The following is a 12,782-nucleotide window of genomic DNA, read 5'->3' on the forward strand; positions in this document are numbered from 1 at the left end:
GATTCAAAGTGAAAGTCACTTTGTAATATTACATTTTTAATTACACAAAGTCATGTTATCAACACGCAAAAATGCATAGTTTTGCTAAATAACCACAGTTTTTTTAAGGAATGAAACACGAGCAAAGATTTGCTTCTAGATGAGTGGCCATCACTTTAAGTTGCCTAACAAAAAAGAGACCTTATGGTCTCTTTTTCAATAATATCAAAGCGATAACGTCGTGAAATAACACGACGTTAGATGGAAAACTAGATAATTCTGACCCTATCTCGCCTTCACATCCGAGCTACGTAATTAGCCGTGCTTTTCAGCCAGGTAAAGCCAGGTTTCAACCACGGTATCAGGGTTAAGTGATACCGAATCAATCCCTTCTTGTACCAGCCACGCGGCGAAGTCTTCGTGATCTGATGGACCTTGACCACAAATGCCTACGTATTTTCCACGCTTCTTCGCTGCCTGAATTGCCATTGACAACAATGCCTTCACCGCTTCATCACGTTCATCAAACAAGTGCGCGATAAGACCACTGTCGCGATCTAGACCGAGGGTTAACTGCGTTAAGTCGTTAGATCCAATAGAGAAACCGTCGAAAATGTCTAGGAACTTATCAGCAAGCAAAGCATTTGATGGCAGTTCACACATCATGATAACGCGAAGGCCATTTTCACCTTTCTTAAGTCCCTGCTCTTCAAGAAGCTCGATAACTTGACGACCTTCTTCTAATGTACGAACAAACGGGATCATGATCTCAACATTGGTCAAGCCCATTTTGTTGCGAACGCGCTTTATGGCTTCACATTCAAGGGCAAAACAATCGCGGAAATCTTCAGAGATGTAGCGGCTTGCACCACGGAAACCCAACATTGGGTTTTCTTCGTCTGGCTCGTATTGATAACCGCCCACTAAGTTGAAGTATTCGTTCGATTTGAAATCTGACATACGAACAATAACTTTCTCTGGCGAGAATGCTGCGCCAATGGTTGAAATACCTTCCACCAATTTCTCGATGTAGTATTCCGTAGGCGACTCGTAGCCTGCAATCATATCGCTAATTTCTTCTTTCAACTCTTCAGGCTGGCTGTCGAAATTAAGTAGAGCTTTAGGGTGCACACCAATCATGCGGTTGATAATAAACTCAAGACGCGCAAGACCAACACCTGCGTTTGGCAAGCGAGCAAAATCAAATGCGCGGTCGGGGTTACCCACGTTCATCATGACTTTCAGCGGTAGGTCAGGCATTGCGTCAATACGTGAGGTCACAACGTCGAACTCTAGTTCGTCACCGTAGATAAAACCAGTGTCACCTTCAGCACAAGACACAGTAATTTTGTCGCCGTTCTTGATACTGTCAGTCGCGTTACCACAACCCACAACCGCTGGAATACCTAACTCACGCGCGATGATTGCCGCGTGACAAGTACGGCCACCACGGTTGGTAACAATAGCAGAAGCCTTCTTCATGATAGGTTCCCAGTCAGGGTCTGTCATGTCAGTTACCAGAACATCACCCGCTTGGATTTTGTCCATCTCTTCAATTGAATCAAGCACTTTCGCTACACCAGCACCGATTTTGTGTCCAATTGCACGGCCTTCACAAACAATGTTGCTTTGACCTTTCAACTGGAATCGCTCGATGCTCTGTGAGTCTTCACGGCTGCGTACTGTTTCAGGGCGAGCCTGAACAATGTAAAGTTTGCCGTCTGCGCCATCTTTTGCCCACTCGATGTCCATAGGACGCTTGTAGTGGTTTTCAATGATCTGCGCCTGTTTAGCAAGCTCCATTACTTCGTCATCAGTCAACGAGAAGGTTTTGCTGTCAGCTGCATCAATATCGACAATAGACACTTGCTTACCGTGTGCTTCATCATCTGAGTACACCATTTTAGTCAGCTTACTACCAAGGTTACGACGAACGATAGCAGGCAGGCCTTTATCAAGTGTTGGTTTGTGAACATAGAATTCATCAGGGTTAACCGCACCCTGCACCACCATTTCACCTAAACCAAATGAGCTGGTAATAAATACAACGTCTTCAAAGCCAGACTCTGTATCGATAGTAAACATAACGCCCGATGATGCGATATCACTACGCACCATGCGTTGAATGCCTGCAGATAGCGCCACGCCTTTGTGGTCGTATCCTTGGTGAACGCGATATGAAATAGCGCGGTCGTTAAATAGCGATGCGAACACGTGCTTAATTGCCACAAGCACGGCTTCATAGCCTTTAACGTTTAGGAAAGTCTCTTGTTGACCTGCGAAAGACGCATCAGGCATATCTTCAGCCGTGGCTGATGAACGCACTGCAAATGACGCTTCTTCACCCGCATCACCCTGTAATGTGACAAACGCAGTTTTGATTTCTTCTTCTAGCTTTCCTTGGAAAGGTGTGTCGATGATCCACTGGCGGATATTCTTACCCGCTTCGGTCAGTGCGTTTACGTCATCTACGTCTAACGAGTCTAAGACTTCGTGAATGCGCGCTTCTAGGCCACTTTGCTCTAGAAACTCATTAAATGCCTCGGCGGTGGTAGCAAAACCTCCCGGCACCTGCACACCGGCGTTCGCCAGGTTTGAAATCATCTCGCCTAATGATGCATTTTTGCCGCCTACGCGACCCACATCATGCATGCCCAGTTCTTGATACCAAAGTACGTATTCTTGCACAGCCCAAGCCTCCAGCTTTTTTATGTGTAGGGTATGAGGTTAATTTCAGGTTTGTGCTTTTTGTCACCTGAAACTCATCAAATTGTAGTCGATATGTGGTGAAAACCACTGTTAACGCTGTCCATTACGTTTGACAGCAAACCTATTGATATTTGCCATCATTCACAAGAACCGTGTAGCTTTTCGACGAAATCATCTTAGAATGGGGAAATTCAGAATGTAAACCCTTTATTACTTTTGTAATAAAATTACACCAATGTTAAGGATATGTTGTGCGCACAGCTTTTTATATTTCAGATGGTACAGCCATCACTGCAGAGGTCTTCGGCCACGCCCTGCTTTCCCTGTTTCCCGTTTCTTTCAATCACAACACCATTCCTTTCGTTGAAACTGAGGAACAAGCTCACAAAGTTTTACAGCAAATTTCTGAAAGTTTTCAAGACACCGGAGAAAGGCCGCTCGTTTTTTATACAATTGTGAATGTAGATATTCGCAAAATAATCTCGAAATCTGTGGGCATTAACTATAATTTTCTCGATCAATTCGTAGCGCCACTGGAAAAAGTATTGGGTGTTCCTTCAAAACCAGAAAAACATCGTACACACAGTATCCACGAAACCACCTACGATATTAGAATTGAGGCCGTAAACTACGCATTGGCTAATGACGATGGCTCTAATCTAAAAGATTATGATGAAGCAGACATCATTCTTACTGGTGTTTCACGCTCGGGTAAAACGCCAACAAGTCTTTACTTAGCCCTTCAATACGGAATAAAAGCAGCGAACTACCCTTTTACAGAAGAAGACATGGGAGACATGCTGAAACTGCCTCCTGCCCTAAGACGATTTAAAAACAAACTCTTCGGACTAACAATTGAAGCCGATAGACTACATCAGATACGTTCAGAGCGACGCGCAAACAGTAAATACGCATCGCTACCACAATGTAGGATGGAGCTTCGTGAGGTTGAGAACCTGTATAGAAAGGAAAAAATTCCGTTTTTGAACAGCACTAAATATTCTATTGAAGAAATTTCGGCAAAGATTTTAGCCGAGACTGGACTGAAGCGCCGTAAGTATTAGTGAATCTAACAATTGGAAAACAAAAAAGCGTGCCGCAATGTGCATTTTGCCTGTAGCTAATCGAAATGAACCTATCGATTAATGCGGTGCGTTATCTTTTACCAATTTTCGGTAGCGCGATAGCTGTAAAGATGGAAGCCCCTCAACAGATATTTGCTTGAGCCAACGTCTCGCTTTTTCAGGGTCGTTGCCAAGCGTAGCGTTTTCCGCTATCCGTAACTTAATACTGTTAATTTGAGCGATATCCTTCGCTTGCTCTGCACATGCTAAACCATTCAGGAAAGCCTGCTCTGCCTCCTGATAATTCCTATTGTTGCGAAGCGCTACAGCATAATTGCTGTAGGCGATAGCTTGCTGTTGATAATCGGGTAGCTTCAACGCCCAATTCAACGATTTAATTCGATATTCAATATGTTTTGCGTTATCGCCTTCTTTTAGCGCGGCGTGCCCAAGCTCAGCAAAGATCTCATGGTAAAAGACAGGCGCATTATAGTTTTCACCTTCCAGTTGCTCAGCAAAGTCCTGCGCTTCTTTCGTTTTACCAAGCACAGTCAAAAGATTTAAAACCCTTATACCTAGTTGAGGGGACGGCATCTTTTCATATTGTGCTCTCAAGCCCGTCAAAGATTTAGTTAACGCTATTCTTGCTTCCTGCTCTCGGCCACTGGCACGTAACCACTTACCGAAAAACAGAGAAACTAGTGGCTTGTACTCTGGCATTCCTTTCAAATTTGTAGCTTCAAGCCAAGGTCTTAGAAGGGCATAAAGCTCATCATAACGTTGAAAGTTAAATAAGATATCAAACCTTCTTACTTGAAGGTCCCACCATGGTGGTGTGTTCTTATCTAATAGAGATTGCTGTGCTCTGATTTTCGATAAACATTCGTCGACACTATCCTGGCAAAGAGGCTGAATATCTTTAATCGCGGCATTTGCATGAAATACAAAAAGCGCTAGGAATAATAAAACGGTGGCTAATAGAGATCTCATTATTATTATGGCAATGCGTCTATTTTGTATGAAGTATAGGTTAAAAGCTGTTCTTATAATAGTTAGCGAAAGCTCCTAATTTCTTTAGTGGCTAGCATCATCGCATGCTCCGTGACCTTTCGCTGATAGCAATTATCTATCACGGATAATCAGTTACATTTCATTGATTTAACGATATTGTTAAAACACAATTGATACAGTATAACATAACCATTAATTAAAGGAGTTAGCGTCATGTTTACAGAAGAGATGGTACATACAGCCCTTCAGACTTGGTGCGACAATGTTGTTGCGGTGGGAAAAGTACACGCTGAAGGTGGCGATGCGAAGGCGTTCGCATCAAAGGTTTTATCTGAAAACTACGATTACGATAATGGGAAGGTACTGTTTAAACCTACCTTAACGTTTGGTGCTCAAACATTTCGTCCAACGAAAGAAGGGGCGCTTTCCTACTTCGTAGGTGGCAATAGCGACTACCCCAACGACAATGGGTTCAAGCTTAAGCCTTGGGTAAAGGTTTGGTATAGCAAGGAAGATTTCATATTGAACGGCGAGTTAGCCATTGTTCAATGCAACGTACATTTTATTGGTGCAGACGACAGCCATATTTTTGTGAACAAGAGCTTTGTCTTCAAGCAATGTGACGACGGTAAAATTAGAATTATCCTTCACCAATCTTCGTTACCTTATCAACCATAAGCGTTAGGAATGGCTCTAATGGCACAGGCTTGACGCCTTTAAGTGTCAAAAAACACGAGGCACGGTAAAAGTCGTGCCTCGTTTTATTCTAAAGATGCTGTAACGCTGTAAATAAGTAACCGTCTAGTTTCAAAAGCTTGGCTTAGGATAAAGCCCAAGTTCAGTCTAGTTACGCTAGATACGGCTATTTAACGCAAGGCGCTTCTACTGCGTCTTAAGCGCGTCCTTCAGCGCTTCCAAATTAGATTCAAATGGCTTCCACTGCCCCATCCCCGTTTTGTAAATAGGCTGACGGACCTGCTCTGAGCTTGGAGTTTTGATTATCCGCTTGGTTTTATGAAACGCTAAGCATGCCTCTTCAAACTCTAAACCGCAGAACGCCAGAAGACGCTTAACCTGCCCTTCTAAATCGTCGAGCACATCTTCGTGCTGCACCGTTAAAATGTCGCCGGGCATCACCGTATGCCAATGTGACATCAACTTTTCATACGCATTGTAATATCGGCCAATATCACTTAGCGAGTAGCTAAACTCTTGCCCTTCACCAAATAGTTGTTTGTACCCACTAAAACAGCAATCCATTGGATCCCTTCGCGCGTCAATAATTTTAGCGTTAGGCAGTATCTTCTTAATAAGCCCAATATGAATGAAATTGTTGGGCATTTTGTCAATAAATAACGGTGCGCCTTGACGATATGCACGGGTCTGCTGAATATATTGCTCACCAAGTTTCGCCAGTGTTTCTTCACTCAATGCTGAAATATTAAACGGATATGGCGTAGATTGGTGGCTGAGCGAAGACGCTATACCCAGAATGTCATGCAGCTCCATGGTTCCGTCGACATTAGAGTGCGACGCTAGGATCTGCTCAAGCAGTGTAGAGCCAGCACGTGGAAGGCCGACAATAAAAATAGGATCTGGCGCTTGGCAACCCTGTGTTTTTTTGAAATCGTCTTGACTAAAAGCCTGTTGCTGAGCATCTAATGCTTGCTCGGTTTTCCCAATATCGAATTGAAGCGTACTGCGTTTAAGCGCATTACCTTGCTGGTAATACGCAAAGGCCTTGTCATACTGAGCGTTATCTTCAAACCCTTTTCCGAGCGCAAAACAAATATGAATTTTATCGTCTAAGTTAATTGCATCATTGCTGGCTTGCTCAGTCATTTGCTTAAGCATCTTGTCACTAAACTTATACGTCTTCGTATTCGCCAAGCTCCAATAGGCATCACCATAGTCGCGGGCAAAACCTACCGCTTTTTCGTAAGCGTTAACCGCATCGGCAGTATCGCCTTTGGCTTTTAGTGCATGACCCAACGACACCCAAACTTTAGGTCTATCTGGCGTTTGTTCTAGTACGCCATGGTAAATATCTATCGCTTCATCTAATTGCCCTACACCAACAAGCGCATGGGCAAGACTGGTTTTAATAACAAAGCTGTCTGGGCTTTTTGAGAGTCTTTGTCGCGCAACGTTTACGGCCTCGGGAAACTTACCCAACTTTGAAAGCACGTTTTGATACGCTAGCGCCGCTCGCTCGTTGTCCGGGTATAATTCCACACAACTTTCCAACAAAAATTCTGCATCACTGTACACCTTCAACTGCATACCAATTTCAGCCAACAACATCATAGCTTCAGGGTGATGCTTTTGTTTAGCCAAAAATTGGCGGCACACTTGCTCTGCCGCAGCGAACTGCTTTTCGTACATAAGGTCGTAGGCACCCAGAATTGGCGGAGGAAGAGACTGCAAATGCGCAATCTGATTTGATGCCATTTGTTCAGCGGTAGCGTCGCGATGATTTTGATAGATTAAGAGCAGCTTTTTCCAACTGCTTATAAGAGCGGGGTTAAAATGCGTTGCTTTAAAGAACGCACTTGCTGCGTTTTGCTGGTCTCCCACAGCTTCATGACAGTATGCAAGCTCTTGGTATCCCCTGCCGTAATCTGGGCGAAGAGATAGAAGAGTGTCGATAGCCTTAAAAGCATCGCTATGTTGGTTCGAGAGCCTGTAAGTGACAGCGGCCAAATAAAGTACTTCTGCTTTTTGCTGCTCATTTACCGACAAGGACAATAAATCTTGAATATACGATTTCGCAGTTGATAACTGACCGCGTTGAAGCGCTTGCTTAATAGCGCGAACTTGATTTTGAAAATCTTCTGTTGTCATAGCCTTCGTTATAATTCTTGGTAGCGCAGGTGATAATTGGCGAGAGCCAAAAGGGTATGTATTTAATACTACCGAATTTTTCTAAGATAAGTAATGAAAACGGCAGGCCTAGGCCTGCCGTTTAATGCACTGTGTACAATCTACTTCTTCGTTTACGACGAACGACTATTAATAGTAATCGTAAGAGAAGCGAAGACCTATAGTACGAGGGCGATTAGTCACAACCTTAGGCGTATACTGCTGTGTATCAATGTTCAAAATTGCTGATTTGTCGAAAACGTTGTCAACGAATGCTTCAACTTTCCAGTTTTGATACGTCATCCCCACAGATACATTACCAATCACGTAACTTTCCTGAATGTAGCGGCCACCGCGAATTGTTTCACCATCTGCACCTGGATATGTTGCGCCTTTAAACTCGTCACCCTCATCTTTAATTTTCAGACCCGAGCCCGTGCCATAAATCAATCGAGTTGCATCTTCCATGGCATAGGCGTTCATCACCATGCCAGCAAGACGGTCGCCGGTATAGGTAAGTGATGCATTAACATACCCTTCTTTACCGCCATCTAACTCAAAGAAATAACGTGCGCTAATGTTGCCTGAGAAATCAGCAGAGTACGGAAGCTCACTGCCTACGCCAGCCGCAATACCTTCTAGTTCAGGGTTAATACTAACCAGTTCAGTATCCAGTACGCTAAATGCTGCGTTAATGACTAGGTTATCTGTTGCTAACCAAGTAATGTCTGCATCAATCCCTTTAACTTCTGCATCACCAACATTATCGGTAAAGACTAAGAAACTAATATTTGCTGGGTCGAAACGCGACGTTTGCAAGTCACTGATTTCTGAATAGTAACCAGTAGCATTAACACGCAAGATACCGTCTAAGAAATCACCTTTCAGGCCAATTTCGTAGTTATCCAGCGTATCTGTTGTTGAGTAAACCGGAACACGGAAATCCGCAAAGGCCCCAGTGTCATTTGCCGCTGCGTCACCACCTAGTCTGTTAGTTACTGGTGGACGGAAGCCTTCTGAATAGTTCGCGAAAAGCAATACGTTTTCATTTACTTTCCAGTCAAGGCCAAATTTGAAGATGGTATCGTCAACAGTGAGTACACCGTCACCGTCTAGTAATCCAATTTCCAATGAACCATCTTGGATAGCATCTACAACACCTTGGCCGTCAAGACCCAAACCATCATAAACGGCGGGATCTAGCACGCCTTGACCATAGGCTTCTAATCGGCCTGTTACGTCGCGTGTTGATGTAGCGCCGCGATAAATATCGTCAATTTGATACCAGCGCGCACCAATGGTAGCAGTAAGCGTATCAGTAATTTCATAGCCTAGCTGACCAAATACTGCGATCTGCTCGATAGTATGCGTAACATCGTTTACAAAGCTAATTTCAGGAGAGAAAGGGCCACCATCGCTGTTAATTCCACGGTCACCCGCCAGCGCATTCCATGAACCCGCAAGGTTCTCAAAGATTTCAGGGCTTGCGATTTTAAACTGGCCTACCGAGCCTACTTCCTGTTCGTCATAAAACACACCCGCCGTTAGCTGCCATGGTGTATCCATCGTTGTGCTGAAACGTAGTTCGTGGGTTAAGCGAGTGCTAGTGGTGTCTTCTTTGTAGTATTTACTTGGATCGAGGCAGCGCGCGTCATCTGGATTATCTGGCGTTTCATAGTGCGTACACACATAGTACGCGGAAAATAAGCCGCCGTTGGTGTAGCCTGTGTAATCGGTAAGCGTGTCTATTTCACGATCGAGGTAACCACCGGTATACACCACATCTAGTTTTTCCAAACGACCATTTAGGGTCCATGTGGTTAAGCCAAATTCGTCGGAGTTTTCATCGCTTTGAAAGCGAATTGCCGAGCTTTCGCCTTCCACTGTGGGGTCGTAGGCAAACACACCTTCTGTATCAAGTGTTTGTTGAGTGTGTTGAACCAGTACATCCCAATCTTCGTTGATAATGTAAGACAACCCGAATCGCGCCCCTGAGTAAACCGCGTCATTAAAGTTATCTTCAACATGTTCGCTGTTTCTTGGCGACACAACGGCGGCTTCACTGCGGGTAAAACCATTAATTTCACGACGTGCATCCATAGCAGCCGGATCGATGCCCTGTTTTTGCAATGCATTTCCAGAAATACGATCAATAACTACTGCACTTCCAATGTAACCACCATTTCCTGGCTCATTTTCAATGTTGTCAATCCAACCGCCCTGACTTTCATTGTAGGCAGCCACACGCAGCGCAAGGTTGTCAGTTGGAGTAACGTTGAAATATGCCTCCACCGTGTTACTCATATCTCCGCCTTTTGTGGTAGAGATACTGGTATCGAAGCCTGCAGCAAAACCAGAATGATCTGGCTTGTTTGTGATTAGACGAACTGTACCTGCCTGAGAACTCGCACCAAATAACGTACCTTGCGGCCCAGGTAGAACCTCTACACGCTCAACATCGGTCGCAAAAATATCTAAGTTTCGGCCAGCCATAGAAACAGGCATTTCATCAAGATAGAAAGCCACTGAGGGCTGAAGTGCTTGAACAGATGACAGGGTAATGCTTGATTGCGTTGTCGCCGCACCACGAATGTATATTTCGTTTTGCCCTGGACCTGTACCTTGGAATACCACATTCGGTAAAAACTCTACGTAGTCTTGGAAGTTATCAATACCGAGGTTTTCTAATGCTTTTCCATCTAACGCAGAGACTGCGACAGGGACATCTTGGATTGATTCACTTCTTTTCGTGGCGGTAACTTCTATGGTTTCAAGTTTAGCGGGCGCTTTAGTTTCTTGCGCAGCCAGAGAGGTGGATGCCAGTGCAGCGATGATTGCACAGCTAAGCTGAGTTTTTCGCATTTGTGTGTGTTTCCTTCAATTGTTTTTTTATTCTTCGGACAGTGTTTACTTAAAACACATATCAAAAAGATCATATATTACGATACACAATCTATTAATTATTTCTACTCTAACGATTAATAATTAACCAAAAACACCTAAAACCTAGCAGAAAGTCTAATTTTTATCGTAAAAACAATTGAAGAAAAAAGACTGCACTTTGACCCACCTACCAAATACATACAAATCTAATAATTTCATTTGATGTTTATAAAAAATGCACCATGCGGTATATTTCTGCGTATATAACGAAATTTATAAAAGGTGAAAGGAATTTACTGCGTGATTGAGAACGAAAATAAATCTCCACTCAACAAGCCGGTGTTTATTACATCGTCAGCTTTAATCCTATGTTTACTTATCTTCGCTGCTGGTGCTCCTGAGACAGCAGACGCGCTTTTCCAAAAGCTTCAGAGCGCAATTGTGACCAACGGTAGTTGGTTTTATGTATTTACTGTCGCAGTAATTGTGGTGTTTGTTGTTTTCCTCGGAATGTCACGCTACGGCGAAATTAAGTTAGGCCCAGATCACGCAAGCCCCGAATTTAGCTTTGGGACTTGGCTTAGTATGTTGTTTGCAGCAGGAATGGGAATTGGGCTTATGTTCTTTGGCGTTGCCGAGCCCTTAATGCACTTTTTAGCGCCCCCCACTGCACAGGCTGAAAGTATTGATGCTGTTCGCGAAGCAATGAAAACCACATTTTTCCATTGGGGTGTTCATGCTTGGGCAATTTATGCAGTAGTGGCGTTGATTTTGGGCTATTTTGCGTACCGTCAAAACTTACCTCTTACACTGCGTTCTGCTTTATACCCGTTAATTGGTGACCGGATCTATGGCTGGCCTGGGCACGTGGTTGATATATTCGCGGTTACGTCAACGGTGTTTGGTGTATCTACGTCGCTAGGCTTGGGTGCTTCGCAAGTAAATGCGGGTTTTAACTATTTATTTGGTCTACCGTCAAATACTGGTGTTCAAATAGCTATAATGGCAGGCGTTATTGGTTTAGCCGTAATTTCTGTAACTACTGGCCTGGAAAAAGGCATACGCCGTCTGTCAGAAACTAATATGGTTTTAGCCTTACTGCTGCTTTTAATTGTTCTTTTTTTAGGCCCAACCGTATTTTTACTACAAGCGTTTATGCAAAACACAGGGGCTTATCTGTCTGATTTAGTGCGCAACACATTTAACCTGTTCGCCTATGAGAAAACAGACTGGATTGGCGGCTGGACGATCTTCTACTGGGGTTGGTGGTTAGCATGGGCACCATTTGTTGGCCTGTTTATCGCGCGTATCTCTTACGGTAGAACCATTCGTGAATTTGTAATGGGCGTACTGCTTATACCATCAGCGTTTACACTATTTTGGATGACCGTATTCGGCAACGCCGCTATTGATCAGGTGTTAGTACAAGGTAAAGACGTACTTGCACAAATGGTAAATGAAGATAGCTCAGTGGCACTGTTTGTATTTTTAGAACAGTTCCCTTTCGCTTCAGTACTAAGCCTAATAGCAGTATTGATGGTCATTGTTTTCTTTGTAACCTCATGTGATTCGGGTGCCATGGTTGTCGATATGTTGTGTTCACACGGTGAAAACAATACGCCGTTGTGGCAACGAGTATACTGGGCTGTTGGCGTTGGTGTGGTGAGTTCAGTGCTGCTTTACGCTGGTGGGCTTGGCGCGCTGCAAACTATGACGATTGCTGCCGCACTGCCATTTGCTATTGTGCTGCTTATCGCCATAGCGGGACTATTGAAAGCCCTTCGTATTGAGGCGTACAAACGTGAAAGTTTACAAGTACTAACGGGTACACCGCAGCATAATGACTCTGATAAAAACTGGAAAGAGCGCCTTGAAAATATTGTGACCTTTCCAGATGAAACTGCCGTTCGTCGTTATATCAACAAAGTGGTGAAGCCTGCGCTAATAGAAGTAAGCGAGGAGTTTAAAGCACAGCAATTTGAAATTAAAATTGAAGATACCGACGAAGCACTCATATTAACCGTTGATATGGGCAATGACCCTGAGTTTATTTATGCTGTGCACCCTGTATCGACAGAACAGCCTGAATTTGGTCCAAGTGACACACCAGCACTGGACGAAAACAAAAAGGCCACGTACTATCGCGCCGAAGTGCACCTTAGTGAAGGTGGTCAGAACTATGATATTATGGGCTGGTCGAAGATTTCGGTCATTAATGACGTCATCGATCACTATCATAAGCACCAACATTTTATTCATTTGCTTAAGTAACCG

The 12,782-nt window shown here is 43.9% G+C and carries 7 protein-coding genes; 3 read left to right on the forward strand and 4 right to left on the reverse strand.

Annotation, left to right across the window (positions count from 1 at the left end; translation table 11 throughout):
- Positions 1 to 294 precede the first annotated feature (294 nt).
- On the reverse strand, positions 295 to 2,667 hold the full coding sequence (ppsA, locus tag QVA83_RS03850) for a phosphoenolpyruvate synthase (RefSeq protein WP_014949316.1): 2,373 nt from the start codon (positions 2,665 to 2,667) through the stop codon (positions 295 to 297).
- A gap of 272 nt (positions 2,668 to 2,939) precedes the next feature.
- Here ppsA and ppsR point away from each other — a divergent pair, with 272 nt between their 5' ends.
- Entirely contained in the window at positions 2,940 to 3,752 is an 813-nt protein-coding gene (ppsR, locus tag QVA83_RS03855) for a posphoenolpyruvate synthetase regulatory kinase/phosphorylase PpsR (RefSeq protein ID WP_014949315.1), read from the forward strand.
- Between the two features lie 78 nt (positions 3,753 to 3,830).
- Here the strand turns inward: ppsR and QVA83_RS03860 are convergent, their stop codons facing one another.
- Entirely contained in the window at positions 3,831 to 4,742 is a 912-nt protein-coding gene (locus QVA83_RS03860) for a hypothetical protein (RefSeq protein WP_156078303.1), read from the reverse strand.
- A 234-nt stretch (positions 4,743 to 4,976) separates the two neighbouring features.
- On the opposite strand from QVA83_RS03860, the gene QVA83_RS03865 reads away from it, so the two are divergent.
- Positions 4,977 to 5,441: a metal-independent carbonic anhydrase family protein gene (locus QVA83_RS03865; protein WP_069944203.1), complete on the forward strand. Its 465-nt coding sequence runs from the start codon at positions 4,977 to 4,979 to the stop codon at positions 5,439 to 5,441.
- A gap of 204 nt (positions 5,442 to 5,645) precedes the next feature.
- On the opposite strand, the gene QVA83_RS03870 is transcribed toward QVA83_RS03865, so the two are convergent.
- Together QVA83_RS03870 and QVA83_RS03875 are read right to left on the reverse strand one after the other, a co-directional pair.
- A complete protein-coding gene (locus QVA83_RS03870) occupies positions 5,646 to 7,607 on the reverse strand; it encodes a tetratricopeptide repeat-containing sulfotransferase family protein (RefSeq protein WP_156078302.1) in 1,962 nt (653 codons plus the stop codon).
- Between the two features lie 168 nt (positions 7,608 to 7,775).
- The gene (locus QVA83_RS03875; RefSeq protein ID WP_156078301.1) at positions 7,776 to 10,487 is read right to left on the reverse strand and encodes a TonB-dependent receptor; all 2,712 of its coding nucleotides are present in this window, start codon (positions 10,485 to 10,487) and stop codon (positions 7,776 to 7,778) included.
- A 321-nt stretch (positions 10,488 to 10,808) separates the two neighbouring features.
- Here QVA83_RS03875 and QVA83_RS03880 point away from each other — a divergent pair, with 321 nt between their 5' ends.
- Positions 10,809 to 12,779, forward strand: a complete 1,971-nt coding sequence (locus tag QVA83_RS03880) for a BCCT family transporter (RefSeq protein WP_049586689.1) — start codon at positions 10,809 to 10,811, stop codon at positions 12,777 to 12,779.
- The last annotated feature ends 3 nt before the right edge of the window (positions 12,780 to 12,782 follow it).

Origin of the sequence: Alteromonas sp. AO-Serp, from assembly GCF_017849675.1 — a bacterium.
GTDB classification, from domain to species: domain Bacteria; phylum Pseudomonadota; class Gammaproteobacteria; order Enterobacterales; family Alteromonadaceae; genus Alteromonas; species Alteromonas macleodii.

Excerpts from the sequence above, each read along its gene's own strand:
- QVA83_RS03870 (WP_156078302.1), bottom strand. The coding sequence starts at position 7,607 with ATGACAACAGAAGATTTTCAAAATCAAGTTCGCGCTATTAAGCAAGCG.
- QVA83_RS03865 (WP_069944203.1), top strand. The coding sequence starts at position 4,977 with ATGTTTACAGAAGAGATGGTACATACAGCCCTTCAGACTTGGTGCGAC.
- QVA83_RS03860 (WP_156078303.1), bottom strand. The coding sequence starts at position 4,742 with ATGAGATCTCTATTAGCCACCGTTTTATTATTCCTAGCGCTTTTTGTA.
- QVA83_RS03875 (WP_156078301.1), bottom strand. The coding sequence starts at position 10,487 with ATGCGAAAAACTCAGCTTAGCTGTGCAATCATCGCTGCACTGGCATCC.